This window comes from Micromonospora sp. NPDC049903 (assembly GCF_044460945.1).
Classification (GTDB): Bacteria; Actinomycetota; Actinomycetes; order Mycobacteriales; family Micromonosporaceae; genus Micromonospora.
In genome coordinates, this window is the sequence record NZ_JBITKL010000024.1 from 22,811 (window position 1) to 43,312 (window position 20,502).

A 20,502-nucleotide genomic window follows, 5' to 3' on the forward strand; every position below is an offset into this window, starting at 1 on the left:
GACCGGCCGATGGCCGAGCGCTGACCCGGCCCGGTGGGGGTGGCCCGGTTTGGGACCGGCCCCGACCATGGCGTACGCTAACCTGCGGCGCACTTTGGTGTGCCGAGTTCCCGTGTGCCCGCGCCGCCGTGCCTCTGCTACCCGGCGAGCCGCCGCGGGGACGACCGCCAGCAGCCTCAACGACAGGGAGTCCGCCTCCGATGTACGCGATCGTCAAGACCGGCGGCAAGCAGTACAAGGTCGCCGAAGGCGACGTGATCGAGGTCGAGAAGCTCGCCGGTGCCCCCGGCGACGCGGTGAAGCTCGCCGCGGTGCTCCTCGTCGACGGTGACGACCTGGTGACCGATGCGGCCAAGCTCGCCGAGGTCGAGGTGTCCGGCGAGATCGCCGCGCACACCAAGGGCCCGAAGATCCGGATCCACAAGTTCAAGAACAAGACCGGCTACCACAAGCGCCAGGGTCACCGCCAGCCGCTGACCCAGGTCAAGGTGACCGGCATCTCCAGCGGGAAGTAGGTCGTCCTCAGATGGCTCACAAAAAGGGTGCGTCCAGCTCGCGTAACGGCCGTGACTCCGCGGCCCAGCGGCTCGGCGTGAAGCGCTTCGGTGGTCAGGTCGTCAGCGCGGGCGAGATCATCGTCCGGCAGCGTGGCACCAAGTTCCACCCCGGTGACCTGGTCGGCCGTGGTGGCGACGACACGCTGTTCGCGCTGTCCGCCGGTGCGGTCCAGTTCGGCACCAAGCGCGGTCGCAAGACCGTCAGCATCGTGCCGCAGCAGTAGCTTCGAGGCGAAGCGGGCCGTGGACCTGATGTCCCGGCCCGCTTCGTCATTTCTCACGCGGGGTCGCGCCCCGCTGGAAGGATTGCGGCGTGACGACGTTCGTTGACCGGGTCGTCCTGCACCTGCAGGCCGGCGACGGCGGGCACGGCTGTGTGTCGATCCACCGGGAGAAGTTCAAGCCGTTCGGTGGCCCCGACGGCGGCAACGGCGGCCACGGCGGCAGTGTGTCGCTGGTGGTCGACCCGCAGGTGCACACGCTGCTCGACTTCCACTTCCGCCCGCACGTCAAGGCGCCCAACGGTCGCGGCGGTGCGGGCTCCAACCGGGACGGCGCCAACGGCGGTGACCTGGTGCTCACCGTGCCGGACGGCACGGTCGTGCAGACCGCCGACGGCACCGTGCTGGCCGACATGGTCGGCGCCGGCACCACCTTCGAGGTGGCCCGGGGCGGGCGGGGTGGCCGGGGCAACGCCTCGCTGGCCAACGCCCGCCGGAAGGCACCCGGATTCGCCGAGTTGGGCGAGCCGGGCGAGCAACTGGACGTGGTGCTGGAGCTCAAGAGCGTCGCCGACGTCGGTCTGGTGGGCTTCCCGTCGGCCGGGAAGTCGTCGCTGATCTCGGTGATCTCGGCCGCCAAGCCGAAGATCGCCGACTACCCGTTCACCACGCTGGTGCCGAACCTGGGCGTGGTGCGGGTCGACAACCACACCTTCACCGTCGCCGACGTGCCCGGTCTGATCCCGGGCGCGGCCACCGGCAAGGGCCTGGGGCTGGAGTTCCTGCGGCACGTCGAGCGGTGTGCCGTGCTGGTGCACGTGATCGACACCGCGACGTTGGAGCCGGGTCGGGACCCGTTGGCCGACATCGACACCATCGAGGCGGAGCTGGCCGAGTACGGCGGTCTGGCCGACCGGCCGCGCATGGTGGCCCTGAACAAGATCGACGTGCCCGACGGCCGGGACCTCGCCGAGATCGTCCGGCCCGACCTGGAGGCGCGCGGCCTGCGGATCTTCGAGGTGTCGGCGGCCACCCGGGAGGGTCTCAAGGAGTTCACCTACGCGATGGCCGAGCTGGTGGAGCAGGCGCGGGCCGCGGTGCCGCCGGCCGAGCCGACCCGGATCGTGATCCGCCCCCGGGCGGTCGACGACGCCGGGTTCACCATCGAGGTGCAGGACGACGGCTCCTACACGGTGCTCGGTGGCCGCCCGGAGCGGTGGGTACGCCAGACGAACTTCGACAACGACGAGGCGGTCGGCTACCTCGCCGACCGGCTGGCGCGGCTCGGTGTGGAGGAGAAGCTGGCGAAGGCCGGTGCCCAGCCGGGCGATCTGGTGCGCATCGCGGACCGGGAGTTCGACTGGCGGCCGACCCTCTATGCCGGGGCCGACTACGTGCCGGGCTCCCGGGGCCGCGACGAGCGGCTGGAGGAGAAGACGAACCGGGCCAACGCGGCGGAGCGGTTGGCGGCCCGCAAGGCCCGCCGGCAGCGACCGGCGGACGAGGTGGAGGCGGCGCCGACGCCGGACGACGCCGAATAGCACGCTGCTCGGCGAAACGGGTACAACTGCCAGAAACCTTGGCGAAAACCCCACGGCTTAGCGTGGCGGGATGCTGATCCAGTCCCGCCCCGCCACCGACCCGGAGGTCGCCACCCTCGTCGCCGCGTGGCGGCGCGAACTCGGTGCGACCGGCGGTCCGCGTGACGACGGGGGACACCTGGTGGCCGTGCTGCACGGGCGGGCGGTGGCCTGCGGCGGCGTCCACGACCTCGGCGACGGCCTCGGTGAGCTGTCGGGACTGTACGTGCGGCCGGCGTACCGGCGGCAGGGCATCGCCCGGCACATGCTGGTCGCGCTGGAGGAGGTGGCGTTCCGGCAGGGCTGCGCGGTGCTGCGGGTGGCCGTCGGCGCGTACGGGCCGGTGGCCGGGGTGCTCTACCGGTCCTGCGGGTACGAGCCGGTCGGCGCGTACCTGGCCAAGCGGTTGCCGGTCGCCGCCTGAGCGGTCCCGCCGCCGGACCGCGTGGTCGTGCCCCGGGTCAGGGGCGGTCGAGCGGGTCGTCCAGCCCTCCGCCGGTGCCCGCGCGGTTCGACAGCAGCAGACCGAGGACCAGCATCCCCAGGGCCAGGCCCAGGTGCAGCCAGTTGTCCGCGCCGTTCACCGGTATCCAGTTGGCCCCCGCCCGGTCGACGACCACCAGGCCGTAGATCCAGAGCACGAGGTACACCGCGCCGCCGCCGATCAGGAAGAGCCGTGCGCCGCCCAGGCTGCGGGCCAACGCCAGGCCGATCACGCCGAAGGCGAGGTGGACCAGGTTGTGCAGGACCGAGACCTGGAACACGCCGAGCAGCTTCGCCTCGGAGTGGTGGCCGGCGAAGGACAGCTCGCCGTAGTTCGTGGTGATGCCGGGGACGAACCCGAGCACCCCGACCAGGAGGAAGACCACCGCCAGGATCATGGCGGCGAGCTGGGCGCGGGTGGTGCGCCGGGCCGGCTTCTCCAGCGACCTGTGCGCCATCGTCGTCACCTCCGTGAGCCCGCGACCGTCGCGGGGTGGTTCCCCGGCTCCGACGATCTCGCATGCGCGCGGCCGTCGGGGGCGACTCCGAAGAAATGCCGCACCTTGGGGGGAGGCGCTGGCTGCCGCCGGCCCCGTGTGCCCCGGTCCGGCACGGCGGGACGAACCCGCCGACCGGGGCGACCGGCGGTGGGCTCAGTCCAGGTCGAACTCGCCGTCCTGGGCGCCCGCGACGAAGGCGTCCCACTCGGCCTGCGTGAACACCAGCACCGGACCGTCCGGCTCGGCGGAGTTACGCATACCGATGAGGTCGTCGACGAAGGCGACCTCCACCGCCGCCTCCGAGGTGTCGCCCTCGGCCCGCTGCCAGACCGCCCGGGAGAGGTCGAAGTCACCCTTGGGGTGCGCTGTCATTGCGTCAGTCCTCCAGTACAGGGAAATGGGGAAGCTCGTTCGATGCCTCATCGGGCAGGATAAGCGGATGCCGAGCCTGAGCCGTGCAGAGTCGACCGCGCGTGGCGCGTCGATCTCCGTCGTTTCCTACCACGTGGACCTCGACCTCACCGGTGGCGACGAGCGGTTCCGCTCGCTGGTCACGATCCGGTTCCGGGCCACCGACGGGGAGACCTTCGCCGAGGTGAAGCCCGCGAGCCTGCTGGCGGTACGCCTCAACGACCGTGATCTCGATCCGGCCGCGTTGGACGACAACCGGCTCGTCCTGACCGGGCTGACCGAGGAGAACACGCTGACCGTCGAGGCGGAGATGGCGTACACGAACACCGGTGAGGGGCTGCACCGGTTCGTCGACCCGGCCGACGGCGAGACCTACCTGTACGCGATGTCCTTCCTGGACGACGTGCAACGCATCTTCGCCGCCTTCGACCAGCCCGACCTGAAGGCGCCGGTCACGCTCACGGTCACCGCACCGGAGCACTGGACGGTCGCGGCCAACGGCGCGCTGGCCGCCAACCCGGCCCCCGGGCGCTGGGAGTTCGTCCCCACCCTGCCCATCGCCACGTACTTCTTCACGCTGATCGCCGGCCCCTGGCACGTCCGACGGGACAGCCACGACGGCATCCCGCTCGGGGTGTACTGCCGCCGGTCGCTGGCCGAGCACCTCGACGCCGACGCCGACGAGATCTTCACCATCACGAAGCAGTGCCTGGACCGGTTCCACCAGCTCTTCGCCGAGCGGTACCCGTTCGGCAAGTACGACCAGGCGTTCGTGCCGGAGTTCAACGCTGGGGCGATGGAGAACCCGGGCCTGGTGACCTTCCGCGACGACTACGTGTTCCGCTCGGCGGTCACCGACTCCGAGCGGGAGGAGCGGGCCACCACCATCGCCCACGAGATGGCGCACATGTGGTTCGGTGATCTCGTCACCATGCGCTGGTGGGACGACCTGTGGCTGAACGAGTCGTTCGCCGAGTACCTCGGCACCCGGGTCACCGCCGAGGCGACCCGGTTCGACCAGGCGTGGACGACCTTCGCGCTGCAACGCAAGGCCTGGGGGTACGCCGCCGACCAGCGCCCCTCCACCCACCCCGTCGCGCCCGAGGAGGTGGCCGACGCGGCGCAGGGGTTGCTCAACTTCGACGGCATCTCGTACGCCAAGGGCGCCAGCGTGTTGCGGCAACTCGTCGCCTGGCTCGGTGACGAGGCGTTCCTGGCCGGTCTGAACGACCACTTCGCCCGGCACCGGTTCGGCAACGCCACCCTGGCCGACCTGCTCGACAGCCTGAGTGCCGCCAGCGGCCGGGACCTCACCGACTGGGCGCAGTCGTGGCTGCGTACCGCGCAGGTGAACACGCTGCGCTCCGAGGTGCGGCTGGACGCCGACGGCCGGTACGCCGAGGCGGCCGTGGTGCAGACGGCCCCGCCGTCGCACCCGGTGCTACGCCCGCACCGCATCGGCGTCGGCCGGTACGCCGTCGACGGCACCGCCGAGCGGCAGGAGATCGACCTCGACCCGAAGTCCGACGACGGGCGTACGCTGCTCACGGGGTTGGTCGGTGCACCGGCGGCGGCGGTCCTGCTGCCCAACGACGGCGATCTGACGTTCGCCAAGATCCGCCTGGACCCGGCCTCGGCCGACGCCGTGTCGCTGCTGCTGCCCAGGCTGGCCGACCCGCTAGCCCGGGCGCTGCTCTGGGGCGAGGCGCTGGACGCCGCCACCGACGCGGAACGGCCGGTGCAGGCGGTGGTCGACCTGATCGGGGCGGCGCTGCCCACCGAGACCGAGGTGATCATCGCCGAGGACGTGCTGGCGCTGAGCCGGTCGCTGGTCGACCGCTATCTCGACCCGGCGGCCCGACAGGTGGCTCTGGACCGGATCGCCGCCGCCTGCCGCCGGTTGCTCGACGGTGCCGCGCCGGGGGAGTCGTTGCAGTTGGCCGCCGCGCGGGGCCTGATCGCCGTGACCACCGACGCCGACCTGCTGGGTGGCTGGCTCGTCGGTCGGGGCGTGCCGGACGGGCTGGCCGTCGACACCGAGCTGCGCTGGTCCGTCCTGGCCCGGCTGGTGGTGCTGGGCGCCGCCGGTGAGCCCGAGATCGCCGCCGAGACGGCAGCCGACCCGAGCGCCGCCGGTGCGGAGCGGTCCGCCACCTGCCGGGCCGCCCTGCCCGACCCGGCCGCCAAACAGGCCGCGTGGGAGATCATCGTGTCGAACACCGAGCTGTCCAACCGGCTGGTCGAGGCGACGGCCGCCGGTTTCTGGCGTCCCGAGCAGGCGGGACTGACCGCCGACTACGTGACCCGGTACTTCGACGACATGCCGGCTGCCGCGCGGCTGCGTACCCCCTGGGTGGCCGACGGGGTGGCCAAGCTGGCGTTCCCCCGGTATGCGGTGGCGCGATCGACCCGGGAGGCGGCCGCGGCCCTGCTGGCCCGCGACGACCTCACGCCGGGGCTGCGCCGGGTGGTCACCGACGCCGACGACGACCTGCGGCGGGCGCTCCTGGCGCGAACGGCGGTGGCGGCGATGACCGCCTGACCTGGTGTCGCCGGGTCGGTGCCGTGGGTCACGGCCCGGCCCGGCGTGAACCGGATTCGGCATAGGATCATGGTGTGCGGGAAGACATCCGGCGGGTCGGGATCATGGGCGGCACGTTCGACCCGATCCATCACGGCCACCTCGTCGCGGCGAGCGAGGTGGCGGACCGGTTCGGGCTGGACGAGGTGGTGTTCGTGCCCACCGGGCGGCCCTGGCAGAAGGCGGACGTCCCGGTCAGCCCGGCCGAGGACCGCTACCTGATGACGGTGATCGCGACCGCGTCGAACCCCCGCTTCCAGGTCAGTCGGGTCGACATCGACCGGGGCGGTCCCACCTACACCGTCGACACGTTGCGTGACCTGCGCGCCGAGTACGGCCCGAAGGCGCAACTGTTCTTCATCACCGGCGCGGACGCGCTGGAACGCATCCTGAGCTGGAAGGATCTGGACGAGATCTTCGAGCTGGCCCACTTCATCGGGGTGACCCGGCCGGGCTTCGAACTCACCGACGCCCACGTGCCCGCCGACACGGTCAGCCTGGTGCAGGTGCCGGCGATGGCCATCTCGTCGACCGACTGTCGGGCGCGGGTCTCCCGAGGAGTGCCGGTCTGGTATCTGGTGCCGGACGGTGTGGTGCAATACATCGCGAAACGGCGGCTCTACCAGGATGATTAGCCTGTTTCATCCCGATTACTGCGTGAAACCGCCAAGTCGGGAATCCGCCGGGTGTGAGAGGCTTGGAAGCATCGCACGGGTGATCGAGGGAGAACGGTGACAGTTTCGGAACGCGCTCACGAGCTGGCGATGGCCGCCGCCCAGGCCGCGGCCGACAAGAAGGCTCAGGACATCGTCATCATCGACGTGGGCGACCAGCTCGCCATCACCGACGCGTTCCTGCTCGCCGCGGCCCCGAACGAGCGCCAGGTGCTCGCCATCGTCGACGCCATCGAGGAAGCGCTGCTCGACCTGCCCGAGAAGGCCAAGCCGGTCCGGCGCGAGGGCGAGCGCGGCGGCCGGTGGGTGCTGCTCGACTACGTCGACATCGTGGTCCACGTGCAGCACACCGAGGAGCGTGAGTTCTACGCCCTCGACCGGCTCTGGAAGGACTGCCCCACCATCCCGTTCGTCGACCGGGACCTGGCCAGCGCCGAGGCCGCCAGCGGATCCGGCGAGTGACCCGGCTGGTCGTCTGGCGGCACGGCAACACCGACTGGAACGCCGCCGGCCGGGTGCAGGGGCAGACCGACGTACCCCTCAACGACCTCGGCCGCGAGCAGGCACGTCAGGCCGCGCCGCTGCTGGCCGCGCTGCGACCGGACGCCATCGTCGCCAGCGACCTGAGTCGCGCGGCGGACACCGCTGGTGCGCTGTCCGCGCTCACGGGGGTGCCGGTACGCTCCGACGCCCGACTGCGCGAACGCCACTTCGGACGCTGGCAGGGTCTCCTGCTCACCGAGGCGTCGGCACAGTTTCCGGCGGAGTTCACCCGCTGGCGGGCCGGTGACCCCGACCCGGGCGCGGAGATCGAGCCGCTGAGCGAGTTGGGCAAGCGGATGGGCACCGCCCTACAGGAGCTCGCCGACGAACTCGCCGGTCGCACCATCGTCGTGGCCACCCACGGCGGTGCCGCCCGGCAGGGCTGCGGTCAGCTGCTCGGCTGGGAGCCCCGCGTGCTGCGCGCCGTCGGCTCGCTGCGCAACTGCCACTGGACCGAGCTGCGGCACGACGCCGACCGTGGGTGGCAGATGCGGACGCACAACGTCGGGCCGGTCGACGTGCCGCCGGTCACACCCGCCGGCACCGCATCCGCCCGTCCGGGCTCCGCCGAAGCGGTCTGACGCCGCACCCCACCGATCGGCTACCGTGCCGGGCATGCCCGTCGCGGTCGTGACCGACTCCACCGCCTACCTGCCGCCCGAGCTGGTGCCCGCGCACCAGCTCACCGTGGTGCCGCTGACCGTGGTGCTCAACGGCGTCGAGGGACTGGAGGGGGTCCAGACCTCCCCGGCGGACGCCACCCGTGCGCTGAGCGCCCGGCGGGTCTCCGTGAGTACGTCCCGCCCCTCCCCGGAACAGTTCGTCCGGACGTACCGTCGGCTGCTGGACGCCGGTGCGGACGGCGTCGTGTCGGTGCACCTGTCGGCGGGACTCTCCGGCACCGTGGAGGCCGCCGAGCTGGCCGCCGCAGAGTTCGGTGACCGGGTGACGGTGGTCGACAGCCTCTCCTGCGGCATGGGCCTCGGCTTCCCGGTGATCGCCGCCGCCCGGGCCGCACACCGCGGAGCCGACCTGGCCGCTGTACGCGCCGAGGCCGTCGCCGCGATCGACCGCACCACCATCTACTTCTACGTCGACACGCTGGAGTTCCTGCGCCGGGGCGGCCGGATCAACGCGGCCGAGGCGCTGCTCGGCACGGCGCTCTCGGTCAAGCCGATCCTCTACATGCCGGACGGCGTCATCGTGCTGTGCGACAAGGTGCGCACGGCCAGCCGTGGCCTGGCCCGTCTGGTGGACCTGGCCGTCGAGGCGGCCGGAGACGCCGAGGTCGACCTGGCCGTACACCACCTGGCCGTACCCCAGCGCGCCGAGACGCTGCTGAGCGCGCTCACGGACCGGCTGGGCGCGCGCCTGCACGACACGTACGTCTCCGAGGCCGGTGCCGCCGTCGCCGCCCACGCCGGCCCCGGCCTCGCCTGCGTCATCACCCACCGCCACCCCTAGGGCTCGCCCCCCTCCGGCTGGTCTCGCCCCCGTCCGGCCCGCCTCCGCCCGGCTCGGCTCGGCGATCATGGAGTTGTGGTCGGCGGCTCGTGGGTGTTTGACCTGTTATGACGGTGCCGCAACTCCATGATCGACGGGGTGAGTGCGGGGGTGCGGGAAGATGGGCGGGGGTGGGAGGAGGGGCGGATGTCCTGTGTGGTGACCGGTGGTGGTCGCGGGGTCGGGCGGGGGATCGTGGAGCGGCTGCTCGCTGCGGGTGAGGCGGTCGTGATCGTCGAGCGTGATGGCGACGCGGTGTCCTGGGTGGAGCAACATGCGGCGAACGGGCGGCTGACGGCGGTGGTCGGTGACGCGGCCGACGAGGGCGTCGCCGGGCGCGCCGCCGACCTGGCCGAGCGAGCCGGGCCGCTCACCGGCTGGGTGAACAACGCGGCGGTGTTCCGGGACGCGTCGGTGCACGACGCCCCGGTCGGCGAGGTGGTCGACCTGATCACCCGCAATCTGCGCCCCGCCGTGGTCGGCGCGGCCACCGCGGTACGCCGATTCCTGGCCGCCGGCACCGGCGGCGCGATCGTGAACGTCTCCTCCCACCAGGCCGCTCGACCGGTGCCCGGCTGCCTGCCGTACGCCACCGCGAAAGCCGCCATCGAAGGGCTGACCCGCGCGCTCGCGGTCGAGTACGGCCCGCGTGGCATCCGGGCGAACACGGTCGCCCTCGGCTCGATGAGCACCGAGCGACACGAGGCGTTCCTGGCGGCGCAGACGCCGGAGCAGGCGGGCCGGGTCGAGGCGGAACTACACCGCCTGCACCCGGTGGGCCGGATCGGCCGTCCGCAGGACGTCGCCGAGGTGGTGGCGTTCCTGCTCTCCCCGGCGGCCGGCTTCGTCACCGGCGTCACCCTGCCGGTCGACGGCGGACGCGCGGCCCTCGGTCTCGATCCGGAATCCCGCTGACCGGGGTCGGTCGCGGCAGCGCCTGCCCCGCCAGCACCGCCCTGCTGCCGGTCGCTCTCCACCGATGAACCGTGCACGTCCTCCCGGTCGCAAGATCGTGCTCGATCCGGGATCGAGTGGTGTCCGAGCGCGACGATGACCACTCGATCAGGGATCGAGCGTGACCAACGCCGAAGGGCCCTCCGGCGCGGCTGGGGGCCTTCTTCGCGTGCTCGATGAGGGGACGGCATCGCCGGGTTGCACGGCCGGTTCGTGCGGTGGACCGATCGACCGATCGAGGTGTAGGGCAGGACCGTGCGGAAGCAGCCTCGGTCGGCGGGTCCGGCCATAGCACGAACGATGCGTGATCAGGGCGTTGTCCACAGGCGACCGGTTATCCACAGCCGGGGCGATTGACGGCGGCACGCGTCGGGCTCGCCGTCCTAGCCTCGCGCCGTGCCCAATGACGACGAGGAGACGGTGGTCCGGGACCGCCTGTGGCGGCTGATGCCCGGCACGGGAGCGGGCGATGCCCACATGCCTGCCGGCCGGACTGCCCCGGCAGTGGCAGACACCGGCCCGACGCCCTCGCGTGTCACCGGCCCGAATCCGCACAACCTCTCACCGGCGTCGCCGCTGCGGCGTACCCCGATGGAGTGGCCGACCGTTGCGCTGCCCGTGCACGCCACCACCGGCCCCGAGTTCTCGTCGAACACCGGGACCCACGCCACCGGCCCGCCGACCACGTCGACACCTACCGCCACCGTGGTCGCCGATCCGTACCCCGCTTCGGAGCGCACCGGCCGGTCCAGTGCTGAGGATCAGGCGGACGTCGACGCGACGCCCGCGCCATCCCGGCTGCCGGGTCCCGGGGCGTTCGACCCCGGGCGGCGCGGGGTCCGGGTGCTCGCCGTCGTCGCCGTCCTGGTCGTGGTCGTCGCCGCCGTCTGGGCGTGGCGGTCCCGTCCGCAGGTCGAGCCGGTCGTCACCGTCACCGGTCCCAGCGGTGCCGCCGACGTCGAAGACCCGTCCGGCCCGGCCGCCGGCGAGTCGATGAGCGACCCGTCGGCCGTACCCGCCGGTGAGGTGGTCGTCGCCGTGGCGGGCAAGGTGCGTCGGCCGGGTCTGGTGCGGCTCCCGGCCGGGGCGCGGGTGGCCGACGCCGTCGAGGCGGCCGGTGGGGCGCTACCCGGGGTGGACGTGGCGATGCTGAATCCGGCCCGCAAGGTGACCGACGGCGAGTTGATCGTGGTCGGTGTACCGGCACCCACGCCTGCCGCCCCGGCTCCCGGTGCCGCCGCCCCCGGTGCCGCCGCCCCCGGTGCCGCCGCCCCCGGTGCCGCCGTGCCCGGTGCCGAACCCGGCGGACGGGTGAACCTGAACACCGCCACCCTCGCGCAACTCGACGCGCTGCCCGGCGTGGGACCGGTGCTCGCGCAGCGAATCATCGAGCACCGCGACCAACGCGGCGGCTTCCGTGCCGTCAGCGACCTGCGCCAGGTCAACGGCATCGGCGACGCCCGGTACGAGGAGCTGAAGGATCTGGTGACGGTGTGACGGCCGACGCGAAGGTCCCCGATCTGCGGCTGGCCGGACTGGCCGTGGCGGCCTGGCTCACCGCCCTGGCCGGCCTGCACCTCACCGCTGCGCGGACACTGCTGGTGGCCGTGGTGGCGGCGGCCGTGGCCGTGCTGGTCGCGGTGCACCTGCTCGGGTTCGTCCGGCGGCAGGGTGCGGTCGCCCGTCGCTACGGCTGGATCACGGTGACGGTGTTGATCGGGATCGTCTGCGGCGGCGCGGCGACCTCGGCCCGACTGGCGGTGCGGGACGCCGGCCCGTTGCGCGCCCTGGTCGAGGACGGCGGGTACGTCACCGCGGAGTTGGTCGTCCGGGACGATCCCCGGGCGCTACGCGGCGGCATCGTCGGCCGTCCTCCGACGCTGCTGGTGCCGGCCCGGCTGGTGACCGTCACCGGGCCGGCGGGGCAACGGGTCACCGCGCCGGCCCGGGTGCTGGTGCTCGCCGACGACCCCGCCTGGCGCGGACTGCTGCCGGGGCAGCGCATCACCGCCGAGGGCCGCCTGACCGAGCCGCGCGGCGGTGACCTGACCGGCGCGGTGCTGCTGGCCGAGGGGGAACCCGTCCGGCTCGGGTCGGCGTCGGTGCTGCAACGGGCCGCCGGGCTGCTGCGGGCCGGTCTGCAACGCGCCTGCGCGCCGCTGCCCGACGACCCGGGCGGCCTGCTGCCCGGTCTGGTCGTCGGCGACACCAGCGAACTGCCCGACACAGTGGAGGAGGACTTCCGGGCCACCGGCATGACACATCTCAACGCGGTCTCCGGTTCCAACGTCGCGATCGTGGTGGGGGCGGTGCTGTTGGCGGCCCGCTGGGCCCGCGCCGGGCCGACGTTGGCCGTCGTGCTCTGCGGGCTCGCCCTGGTGGGCTTCGTCATCCTGGTCCGGCCCTCGCCGAGCGTGGTGCGTGCGGCGACCATGGGCGCGATCGGACTCGCCGCGCTGGCCACCGGCCGGCCCCGGGCGGCGGTGCCGGCCCTGGCCGCCGGGATCGCGGTGCTGGTGCTCGTCGACCCGGACCTGGCCGGGGACGCCGGGTTCGCGCTGTCGGTCCTGGCCACCGGTGGTCTGCTGCTGCTCGCGCCACGGTGGCGCGACGGGTTGCGCCGACGGGGCGTACCGGCGGGGGCGGCCGAGGCGCTGGCGGTGCCGGCCGCCGCGCAGTTGGCCTGCTCCCCGGTGATCGCCGGTCTGTCGGGCACGGTCAGTCTGGTCGCGGTCCCGGCGAACCTGCTGGTCGTGCCCGCGATCGCCCCGGCCACGGTGCTCGGGGTGCTGGCGGCGACGATCTCGCCGGTCTGGCCCGCCGGTGCCCAGGCCGTCGCCTGGCTGGCGCACTGGCCGGCGTGGTGGCTGGTGCTGGTGGCCCGGCACGGGGCCCGCGTCCCGGCCGGCAACCTGCCCTGGCCGGGTGGGGTGTCCGGAGCGCTGTTGCTGGCGGCGCTGACCGTGGCCCTGCTGGTGGCGGCGCGGTGGCCGGTGGTGCGTCGCCTGGTGGCGGTGCTCACCGCCGCCGTCGTGGTCGGCACCCTGCCGGTGCGGGTGGCGGCACCCGGCTGGCCGCCCAAGGGATGGGTGGTGGTCGCTTGCGCGGTCGGTCAGGGCGACGTCGTGCTGCTGCCGGTGGCGCCGGGGCGCGCCGTCGTGGTCGACGCCGGTCCCGATCCGGCGGCGGCGGACGCCTGTCTGCGACGGCTCGGCGTACGGCGGGTGCCGCTCCTGGTGGTGAGCCACTTCCACGTGGACCACACCGGGGGAGTGGCCGGGGTCTTCCGGGACCGTCGGGTGGACACGGTGGTCACACCCCGGTGGCCGGAACCGGCGATCGGGCGGGACCTGGTGCACGACACGGCCGCTGCGCACGGCACGCCTGTGGTGGCCGCCCCGGCCGGGTGGCGGTATGCGGCGGGCGCGGTCGACCTGGTGGTCCTCGGTCCGCCCTATCCGATGCGGGGGACCAGGTCCGACCCGAACAACAACTCTCTGGTCCTGCGGGCCACCGTGGCCGGGGTGCGGATCCTGCTCGCCGGGGACGCGGAGAGCGAGGAGCAGCAGGCGCTGCGGGAACACCTGCCGCCGTACGGGCTGCGGGCCGACGTGTTGAAGGTCGCCCACCACGGCAGCGCGTACCAGGATCCGGCCTTTCTGGACGCGATCGCGCCGGCGGTCGCGTTGGTGCCGGTGGGCGCGGGCAACACCTACGGACATCCCAACGAGGCCGTCCTGGCCCGGTTGAGCCGGGGTGGGGCGCGGGTGCTGCGGACCGACCTCGACGGGGACGTGGCCGTGGTGGTCGGGCCGTCCGGGCTGGCCGTCGTGTCGGGGGGAGTGGACCTGACCAGGGCAAACCAATGAGCGAATCCGACTTATGGAGAAAGAAGGCTAATTGTATATATGTCTGGATTTGCGCTGAGTGCGGGGTCTGCCAGCACAGTACCGACGAGCAGACTGGACCTCGCCGCAGAGCGTGCGAGTATGGGCGGCGTGACCGCCGCCAATGCCGCTCCCATTGTGCTCGTCCTCGGCGACGAGGAGCTGCTCGCCACGCGTGCGGTGACCGAAACCGTCGCCGCCGCCCGCGCCGCCGACCCGGGTGCGGACGTGCGTGAGTACCAGGCGGGGCAGCTCACCGTGGGCGAGATCGACGAGATGCTGAGCCCTTCGCTGTTCGGCGGACGACGGGTGCTGGTGCTGCGGTCCGGTCAGGACGCCCGCAAGGACCTGACCGCCGCCCTGCTGGCCTACGCGAAGAATCCCGACCCCGAGGTGCAGCTCGTCGTCCAGCATCTCGGCGCGGCCAAGGGCAAGGCGTTCGCCGACGGGTTGAAGGCAGCCGGTGCGCAGGTGTTGCCGGCCACCAAGCTCAAGGGACACCGCGATCGGGTGGCCTTCGTGCGGGACGAGTTCCGCCGGGCCGGTGGGCGCTGCACCGACGACGCGGCCGAGGCGCTGATCGCGGCGGTCGGCAACGACCTGCGGGAACTCGCGGCAGCCTGCTCGCAGCTCATCGCCGACACCGATGGCCGGATCGGCGCCGACACGGTCTCCCGCTACTACCGGGGTCGGGTCGAGGTGAGCGGCTTCACCGTCGCCGACGCCACCATGGTCGGTGATCTGCCCGCCGCCCTGGAAGCGTTGCGCTGGGCGCTGCACGTCGGGGTGGACCCGGTGCCGATCGCCGACGCCCTCGCCGACGGGATCCGCACCGTGGCCCGGGTCGCCTCGGCCGGTCGGGGCAGCCCGTACCAGCTCGCCAGCAGCCTGGGCATGCCGCCGTGGAAGGTCGAACGGGCCCAGCGACAGGCGCGGGGCTGGACGCCGGACGCCCTGGTCGAGGCCATGCGGGCGGCGGCCGAGTGCAACGCGGCGGTGAAGGGTGGCTCCGACGACCGGGCGTACGCGCTGGAGAAGGCGGTCTTCTCGGTGGCCGCGGCGCGGCAGCAGGGCGGCGCCAGATGAGCGGAGCCCTCCGTGGCTCATGGGCCACGATCCCGGCCGACGAGGAGCGGTATCGACCGCTCTATGCCCGGGTGCTCGGGCTGCGTGTCGTCAACCCGGGTGGAGTGCTCTGTTTCCTCTTCTTCGAGGGCGCGATCGCGTTGGCCGCCCTGCTCGTGCTCGCCGAGCTGGTGAAGTGGTGGGCGGTGCTGGTGCTGCCGGCGGCGGTGGCCGTCATGGTCAAGCTCAACGACCTGGTGGCGGCCGTGGTGGTCCGCTCCGCGGCAGCCGTGCCCGAGCAGGAACGCGACCGGTTCCGCAAGCAGATGGAACCCGTGGTCGGGCGGGCCCGGGTCGACTGGCTGCCGCACACCGTGCCCGGCGTCGTGCTCCGGTCGGAGCCGCTGCCCGCCGTGGACCCGTCGTCACCGACGCGTCCGCCCGCCCCACCCGCACCCACTCTGCGGCCGGCCCGCCCGGACGTCACGGGCACGACGCCGGCCGGTAGCGGCTCGATCGGATCAGCGAAGGCCGGATCGGCGAAGGTTGGATCGGCGAAGGTCGGTTCGGACGCCGTGTCACCGCGCCCACCGGCTCCGGAAACGTCCAAGGCTCCTGGACGTCGCCGCCGTACCTGCGAACCCGGTTCCTGATCCAGCACTGCCCGACGACCCCGAAGACCTGGCCGACGCAGAAGTCGGGCAAGGACGGCTGAGGCTGTGCGCCTTGCCGGGCTGCAAGATCGGTTGCGCCCGAGCCGGGCGGAGACGTGCGGAAGCCCCGGGGCACTGCCCCGGGGCTTTCCGTCAGGTCTGAGGTCGCTGCCTCAGGCAGCGAGCGACGTGACGCGCTTGGCGATCGCCGACTTGCGGTTGGCGGCCTGGTTGGCGTGGATCACGCCCTTGCTGGCGGCCTTGTCCAGCTTGCGCGAGGCGTCCTGCATGAGGGTGGTGGCCTTCTCGACGTCACCGGCCTCAGCGGCCTCGTGGAACTTGCGGATGGCGGTCTTCAGCGACGACTTGACCGACTTGTTACGCAGCCGGCGCTTCTCGTTCTGCCGGTTGCGCTTGATCTGGGACTTGATGTTCGCCACGCGACAGCCTCGTCTTGATAGCTCGGGTTGGTCAGCTTGTGCGCGCGACGACGAGCATGCGTCATCGCTGCGCGAAAAGCCAGGCTACCAGGTCGGTCGGCACGGGCCAAAACAGCCCTCGTGGGCAGGTGCCGCGCCACCGGGCGTGGTCAGGACCAGCCCCGCCGACGGGCCAGCCAACCGAGCGCCTGTTCGCCGGTCCACCGCTGGTGCGTCGGTAGGTGGGTCGACGCGGTCGGGGGCGCCGACGCGGCGGCGGTGAGGTGGTAGCCGGCCAGGGCGGCCAGGGTCACGTCGAGCGCGTCGTCCGGTGCGTCGGCGACGGTCGTGTGGGCGGCGAAGAGGGCGTCGGCGTCGAGGCCGGAGGCGTACCCGGTGATCAGCAGGTTGGCCAGGTCGAACCAGGCCGGGCCGTGGCAGAGCCAGGTCCAGTCGCAGAACCAGGCGGTGCCCGCCGCGTCGATCAGGACGTTGTCCGCCCGCAGGTCACCGTGGGTCAGTCCGGTCGTGGCGGCGGCGTACCCGGGGAGCCGGGACTCCAGCGCGGCCAGGTCGGCGATCCGGCCGCGCAGCGGTTCGGGCAGCGGCGGTACGGGTTCCCGGCCGGCGGCGACCTCGCCCCACCAGAGGATGTCGTCGCGGGCGAGGTCGGCGAGCCGGGGCAGCCCGAGGGCGACCAGGTCGGGCGGCGGTTCGGCGAGCGCGGCGGCGACATCGGCGTACCCGGCGAGGGTGTCGGTCAGTTCGGCCGGGTCCCAGGGCAACCGGGGGAGGCGGCCGTGGATCGGTTCCAGGCAGAGCGCGTACCAGTCGGCCTCGAACAGCGTCCAGCGCAGGCGCGGGGCGGGGAGACCGGCGGGCAGGCGGGCGAGGATGGCCGCCTCGCGGGCGTACCAGTCGACCAGGTGCGGCTGCTCTGTGCGGGACGCGGCCTTGACGAAGGCGGTGTCGCCGTCGCCGATGCGCAGCACCGCGGCGAAGCCCCGGGTGAACCCGGCACCGGCGGTCTCGGCGGCGACGACCGGGGCGCCGAGCCGATCCGACAGCGCGGCGCGGACCGCCTCCGGCAGCGTGTGCCAGGGCGGGCGTTGGGCGGTCGCGTGGTACGCCACGGGCGGCGGGGCCGGGTTGCTCACCCCGACCATGCTGCCCGGTACGGCGTCGCCGCCGCGCGCCGCGCGCCGGACTCGTCGGGTCCCGCCGCTGTCCCACCTGTCTGCCAGACTGCCGGGTCATGAGGACCGAGGACTTCTGGCAGCTGATCGACCGGGCCCGCGCCGGTGGCGGAGAGCCGGACGCCATCGCCGCCCGCGCCGTCGCGCTGCTCGCCGCCCGCGACCCGGAGGAGATCGTCGGGTACGCGGAGCACCAGCGGCGGGTGCTCGCCGCCTCCTACCGGGTCGACCTGTGGGGTGCCGCGTACATGGTGAACTACGGTGCCTCGGACGACGGCTTCGAGTATTTCCGGGGCTGGCTGATGACGCGGGGTCGGGAGGTCTTCGCCCGCGCGGTCGCCGACCCGGACTCGCTGGCCGAGTTGCCGGAGGTCCGGGCAGCCGCGCTCAGCGGCGAGGAGTTCGAGTGCGAGGACATGCTCGCCGTGCCGTGGGACGCGTACCGCAAGGCGACCGCGTCCGATATGCCGGTGGTGCGTGAGGCGGCGCGGACGCCGGACCTGAACGAGTTCTGGGACTTCGACAACTCCGACGAGGCCCGACGGCGGCTGCCCCGGCTGGCCGCCCTCTTCGTCGAGCCGCCGCCGGAGTGAGTCCGGGTTCGCCCGCGCGGCGGTCGTCCGCCGGGGACGTGGGAGCATAGAGGGGGCCGGCGGTGCCGGCCCGCTCACGTCAGCCGACCAGAACGGACCGCTGTGCCACCGACGCTCGATCCCGGCGCGAACGCTCCTGGTGCCACCGACCCGGCGCGGATCAGGAACTTCTGCATCATCGCCCACATCGACCACGGAAAGTCGACCCTGGCCGACCGGATGTTGCAGCTCACCGGTGTGGTCGACCCACGGCAGATGCGCGCGCAGTACCTCGACCGGATGGACATCGAGCGCGAACGCGGCATCACCATCAAGAGCCAGGCCGTGCGCATGCCGTGGACGATCCGCGAGGGCGAGCGGACCGGTGAGCAGGCCGTGCTCAACATGATCGACACCCCGGGCCACGTGGACTTCACCTACGAGGTGTCCCGCTCGTTGGCCGCCTGCGAGGGCGCCGTCCTGCTGGTCGACGCCGCGCAGGGCATCGAGGCGCAGACGCTGGCCAACCTGTATCTGGCGCTCGAGAACGACCTGCACATCATCCCGGTCCTCAACAAGATCGACCTGCCGGCCGCGCAGCCGGAGAAGTACGCCGAGGAGTTGGCGCACCTGATCGGTGGCGACCCGGCGGACTGCATCAAGGTCTCCGGCAAGACCGGTGAGGGTGTGCCGCACCTGCTCGACGAGATCGTCCGGCAGTTCGTCCCGCCGGTCGGCGACGCCGACGCCCCGGCCCGCGCGATGATCTTCGACTCGGTGTACGACGTGTACCGGGGCGTGGTCACCTACGTCCGGGTGGTGGACGGGCGGATCAGCGCCCGGGACCGGATCAAGATGATGTCCACCGGTGCCGTCCACGAGCTGCTGGAGATCGGCGTCATCTCGCCGGAGATGGTGAAGTCCGAGGCGCTCGGGGTCGGCGAGGTCGGCTACCTGATCACCGGTGTTAAGGACGTCCGGCAGTCCCGGGTCGGTGACACGGTCACCATCAACGGCCGGCCGGCGGACGAGGCGCTGGGCGGATACAAGGACCCGAAGCCGATGGTCTACTCCGGCCTGTACCCGATCGACGGGTCGGACTACCCGGCGCTGCGGGACGCGCTGGACAAGCTCAAGCTCAACGACGCCGCACTGACCTACGAGCCGGAGACCTCCGGCGCGCTGGGCTTCGGGTTCCGCTGCGGCTTCCTCGGCCTGCTGCACCTGGAGATCATCGGGGAGCGGTTGGAGCGGGAGTTCAACCTGGACCTGATCTCGACCGCGCCGAACGTGGTCTACCGGGCCATCCAGGAGGACGGCGTGGAGATCATCGTCACCAACCCGAGCGAGTACCCGACCGGCAAGATCGCCGAGGTGTACGAGCCGACGGTGCGGGCCAGCGTGCTGACCCCGAACGACTACGTCGGTGCGGTGATGGAGCTGTGTCAGGGCCGCCGGGGCAGCCTGCTCGGCATGGAGTACCTCTCCGCCGACCGGGTGGAGCTGCGCTACACGCTGCCGCTGGCCGAGATCATCTTCGACTTCTTCGACCAGCTCAAGAGCCGTACCAAGGGCTACGCCTCGTTGGACTACGAGCCCACCGACGAGCAGGCGTCCGATCTGGTGAAGGTCGACATCCTGCTGCACGGCGAGCCGGTGGACGCGTTCAGCGCGATCGTGCACAAGGACAAGGCGTACGCGTACGGGACCACGATCGCCGCGAAGCTGCGCAACCTGATCCCGCGCCAGCAGTTCGAGGTGCCGATCCAGGCCGCCATCGGCAGCCGGGTGATCGCCCGGGAGACCATCCGGGCGATCCGCAAGGACGTGCTCGCCAAGTGCTACGGCGGTGACATCAGCCGTAAGCGCAAGCTGCTGGAGAAGCAGAAGGAGGGCAAGAAGCGGATGAAGATGGTGGGCCGGGTCGAGGTCCCCCAGGAAGCCTTCATCGCGGCGCTCTCCTCCGACTCCGGCGACGGCAAGCAGGCGGGCAAGAAGTAGTCGCCGCCGGGTGCCGGGCCGGGGGGCCCGGCACCCGGCCGCGACGTGCGCGAATGGTGGTGGCATCGACCGGCGACATGGCCGGGATGCCATCCGGTGGTGCTCCGATCGGTTTGGGAATTCGGCGTCGAGGGAACTGACTCGCCCGACAGGAAAACCCCGCCGAATGACATCTTCTGCTGAGGAGGGCCACCATGGAGCTCACCGTCTGGGGCATCATCACCGCACTGTTCGTGGGTCTGATCATCGGCGCGCTGGGCCGCCTCGTGGTCCCGGGCCGGCAGGACATGCCGATCTGGCTGCACATGGTCATCGGTGTCGGCGCCGCGCTGCTGGGTACCGTTCTCGCCCGGGCCGCGGGCATCGCCACGGTGACCGCCGGCATCGACTGGGCCGAGCTGCTGGTGCAGGTCGCGCTGGCTGCGATCGCCGTGGCGCTGGTCGCGGGCGTGGGCAGCCGTCGCCGTGGTGTGACCCACCGGTAAACACCCCCATACGCCTTCGCGGGCGCCCGGCCGTCTGGTCGGGCGCCCGCTGGCGTCTGTCGGCGGCACCCCGACTCCCGGAGGTAAGGAAGGGTCCCTTCCTATACACGAGGCGTTAGCAGGGGACCCTTCCTTGCCCCGGCACCCGCGCCCGCTGTGGTCGGGCCCCGGGTCCGCGCCGGATCTCGTCCGGCGGATCGCCCTTCCCGAGCTGCGT

Annotated in this window: 20 protein-coding genes and 1 pseudogene; 17 read left to right on the plus strand and 4 right to left on the minus strand. The window is 72.6% G+C overall.

Annotated elements, in window-relative coordinates:
- The first annotated feature begins 200 nt into the window (after nt 1-200).
- From rplU to ACIBO1_RS26450, 4 genes are all read left to right on the plus strand, one after another.
- Entirely contained in the window at nt 201-515 is a 315-nt protein-coding gene (gene rplU, locus ACIBO1_RS26435; protein WP_117229528.1) for a 50S ribosomal protein L21, read from the plus strand.
- An 11-nt stretch (nt 516-526) separates the two neighbouring features.
- Nucleotides 527-781 (plus strand): 50S ribosomal protein L27, encoded by a 255-nt coding sequence (rpmA, locus tag ACIBO1_RS26440; RefSeq protein WP_120678837.1) that lies wholly within the window; start codon nt 527-529, stop codon nt 779-781.
- Between the two features lie 89 nt (nt 782-870).
- Nucleotides 871-2,319 (plus strand): GTPase ObgE, encoded by a 1,449-nt coding sequence (obgE, locus tag ACIBO1_RS26445; protein ID WP_396751070.1) that lies wholly within the window; start codon nt 871-873, stop codon nt 2,317-2,319.
- Nucleotides 2,320-2,389: 70 nt separating this feature from the next.
- Nucleotides 2,390-2,782: a GNAT family N-acetyltransferase gene (locus tag ACIBO1_RS26450; RefSeq protein WP_396751072.1), complete on the plus strand. Its 393-nt coding sequence runs from the start codon at nt 2,390-2,392 to the stop codon at nt 2,780-2,782.
- A 37-nt stretch (nt 2,783-2,819) separates the two neighbouring features.
- On the opposite strand, the gene ACIBO1_RS26455 is transcribed toward ACIBO1_RS26450, so the two are convergent.
- Entirely contained in the window at nt 2,820-3,299 is a 480-nt protein-coding gene (locus tag ACIBO1_RS26455) for a DUF4383 domain-containing protein (protein ID WP_396751074.1), read from the minus strand.
- A 195-nt stretch (nt 3,300-3,494) separates the two neighbouring features.
- Complete coding sequence (locus ACIBO1_RS26460) at nt 3,495-3,713, minus strand: DUF397 domain-containing protein (protein WP_093407559.1); 219 nt, start codon at nt 3,711-3,713, stop codon at nt 3,495-3,497.
- Nucleotides 3,714-3,780: 67 nt separating this feature from the next.
- Here ACIBO1_RS26460 and pepN point away from each other — a divergent pair, with 67 nt between their 5' ends.
- The 10 genes and pseudogenes from pepN to ACIBO1_RS26510 form a co-directional block, all read left to right on the plus strand.
- Nucleotides 3,781-6,294 (plus strand): aminopeptidase N, encoded by a 2,514-nt coding sequence (gene pepN / locus ACIBO1_RS26465; RefSeq protein WP_396751076.1) that lies wholly within the window; start codon nt 3,781-3,783, stop codon nt 6,292-6,294.
- A 74-nt stretch (nt 6,295-6,368) separates the two neighbouring features.
- A complete protein-coding gene (gene nadD / locus ACIBO1_RS26470; protein WP_396751078.1) occupies nt 6,369-6,968 on the plus strand; it encodes a nicotinate-nucleotide adenylyltransferase in 600 nt (199 codons plus the stop codon).
- A 96-nt stretch (nt 6,969-7,064) separates the two neighbouring features.
- The gene (rsfS, locus tag ACIBO1_RS26475) at nt 7,065-7,469 is read left to right on the plus strand and encodes a ribosome silencing factor (protein ID WP_396751080.1); all 405 of its coding nucleotides are present in this window, start codon (nt 7,065-7,067) and stop codon (nt 7,467-7,469) included.
- Entirely contained in the window at nt 7,466-8,131 is a 666-nt protein-coding gene (locus ACIBO1_RS26480; protein ID WP_396751082.1) for a histidine phosphatase family protein, read from the plus strand. The genes rsfS and ACIBO1_RS26480 overlap by 4 nt, the downstream gene beginning before the upstream one ends.
- A gap of 34 nt (nt 8,132-8,165) precedes the next feature.
- Nucleotides 8,166-9,014 carry a DegV family protein gene (locus ACIBO1_RS26485; protein WP_396751084.1) on the plus strand — a complete coding sequence of 283 codons (849 nt, stop codon included), beginning with the start codon at nt 8,166-8,168 and terminating at the stop codon, nt 9,012-9,014.
- A gap of 186 nt (nt 9,015-9,200) precedes the next feature.
- A complete protein-coding gene (locus ACIBO1_RS26490) occupies nt 9,201-9,968 on the plus strand; it encodes an SDR family NAD(P)-dependent oxidoreductase (protein WP_396751086.1) in 768 nt (255 codons plus the stop codon).
- 486 nt (nt 9,969-10,454) lie between these two features.
- Nucleotides 10,455-11,504 (plus strand): helix-hairpin-helix domain-containing protein, encoded by a 1,050-nt coding sequence (locus ACIBO1_RS26495; RefSeq protein ID WP_396751151.1) that lies wholly within the window; start codon nt 10,455-10,457, stop codon nt 11,502-11,504.
- Complete coding sequence (locus ACIBO1_RS26500) at nt 11,501-13,876, plus strand: ComEC/Rec2 family competence protein (RefSeq protein ID WP_396751088.1); 2,376 nt, start codon at nt 11,501-11,503, stop codon at nt 13,874-13,876. Before ACIBO1_RS26495 ends, ACIBO1_RS26500 begins: the two co-directional genes overlap by 4 nt.
- 120 nt (nt 13,877-13,996) lie before the next feature.
- Nucleotides 13,997-14,980, plus strand: coding sequence for a DNA polymerase III subunit delta (gene holA, locus ACIBO1_RS26505; RefSeq protein WP_396751090.1), 984 nt, complete (start codon nt 13,997-13,999; stop codon nt 14,978-14,980).
- Nucleotides 14,977-15,411: pseudogene (locus ACIBO1_RS26510) on the plus strand (hypothetical protein); the annotation flags it as partial. The gene holA and the pseudogene ACIBO1_RS26510, both read left to right, overlap by 4 nt.
- 374 nt (nt 15,412-15,785) lie before the next feature.
- On the opposite strand, the gene rpsT reads toward ACIBO1_RS26510, so the two are convergent.
- Both rpsT and ACIBO1_RS26520 read right to left on the minus strand, forming a co-directional pair.
- Nucleotides 15,786-16,052, minus strand: a complete 267-nt coding sequence (gene rpsT, locus ACIBO1_RS26515; protein WP_117229515.1) for a 30S ribosomal protein S20 — start codon at nt 16,050-16,052, stop codon at nt 15,786-15,788.
- Nucleotides 16,053-16,201: 149 nt separating this feature from the next.
- Nucleotides 16,202-17,197 carry a phosphotransferase family protein gene (locus ACIBO1_RS26520; RefSeq protein ID WP_396751092.1) on the minus strand — a complete coding sequence of 332 codons (996 nt, stop codon included), beginning with the start codon at nt 17,195-17,197 and terminating at the stop codon, nt 16,202-16,204.
- Between the two features lie 89 nt (nt 17,198-17,286).
- Between ACIBO1_RS26520 and ACIBO1_RS26525 the strand changes: the two genes are divergently transcribed.
- From ACIBO1_RS26525 to ACIBO1_RS26535, 3 genes are all read left to right on the plus strand, one after another.
- Entirely contained in the window at nt 17,287-17,820 is a 534-nt protein-coding gene (locus ACIBO1_RS26525; protein ID WP_396751094.1) for a DUF4240 domain-containing protein, read from the plus strand.
- Nucleotides 17,821-17,922: 102 nt separating this feature from the next.
- A complete protein-coding gene (gene lepA, locus ACIBO1_RS26530; protein WP_396751096.1) occupies nt 17,923-19,800 on the plus strand; it encodes a translation elongation factor 4 in 1,878 nt (625 codons plus the stop codon).
- Between the two features lie 194 nt (nt 19,801-19,994).
- On the plus strand, nt 19,995-20,285 hold the full coding sequence (locus ACIBO1_RS26535; protein ID WP_396751098.1) for a GlsB/YeaQ/YmgE family stress response membrane protein: 291 nt from the start codon (nt 19,995-19,997) through the stop codon (nt 20,283-20,285).
- Nucleotides 20,286-20,502 lie beyond the last annotated feature (217 nt).

Excerpts from the sequence above, each read along its gene's own strand:
- ACIBO1_RS26460 (WP_093407559.1), bottom strand. The coding sequence starts at position 3,713 with ATGACAGCGCACCCCAAGGGTGACTTCGACCTCTCCCGGGCGGTCTGG.
- rpmA (WP_120678837.1), top strand. The coding sequence starts at position 527 with ATGGCTCACAAAAAGGGTGCGTCCAGCTCGCGTAACGGCCGTGACTCC.
- ACIBO1_RS26450 (WP_396751072.1), top strand. The coding sequence starts at position 2,390 with ATGCTGATCCAGTCCCGCCCCGCCACCGACCCGGAGGTCGCCACCCTC.
- pepN (WP_396751076.1), top strand. The coding sequence starts at position 3,781 with ATGCCGAGCCTGAGCCGTGCAGAGTCGACCGCGCGTGGCGCGTCGATC.
- ACIBO1_RS26525 (WP_396751094.1), top strand. The coding sequence starts at position 17,287 with ATGAGGACCGAGGACTTCTGGCAGCTGATCGACCGGGCCCGCGCCGGT.
- ACIBO1_RS26455 (WP_396751074.1), bottom strand. The coding sequence starts at position 3,299 with ATGGCGCACAGGTCGCTGGAGAAGCCGGCCCGGCGCACCACCCGCGCC.
- ACIBO1_RS26495 (WP_396751151.1), top strand. The coding sequence starts at position 10,455 with ATGCCCGGCACGGGAGCGGGCGATGCCCACATGCCTGCCGGCCGGACT.
- ACIBO1_RS26520 (WP_396751092.1), bottom strand. The coding sequence starts at position 17,197 with ATGGTCGGGGTGAGCAACCCGGCCCCGCCGCCCGTGGCGTACCACGCG.
- ACIBO1_RS26490 (WP_396751086.1), top strand. The coding sequence starts at position 9,201 with ATGTCCTGTGTGGTGACCGGTGGTGGTCGCGGGGTCGGGCGGGGGATC.
- holA (WP_396751090.1), top strand. The coding sequence starts at position 13,997 with ATGGGCGGCGTGACCGCCGCCAATGCCGCTCCCATTGTGCTCGTCCTC.
- ACIBO1_RS26535 (WP_396751098.1), top strand. The coding sequence starts at position 19,995 with ATGGAGCTCACCGTCTGGGGCATCATCACCGCACTGTTCGTGGGTCTG.
- rplU (WP_117229528.1), top strand. The coding sequence starts at position 201 with ATGTACGCGATCGTCAAGACCGGCGGCAAGCAGTACAAGGTCGCCGAA.
- ACIBO1_RS26485 (WP_396751084.1), top strand. The coding sequence starts at position 8,166 with ATGCCCGTCGCGGTCGTGACCGACTCCACCGCCTACCTGCCGCCCGAG.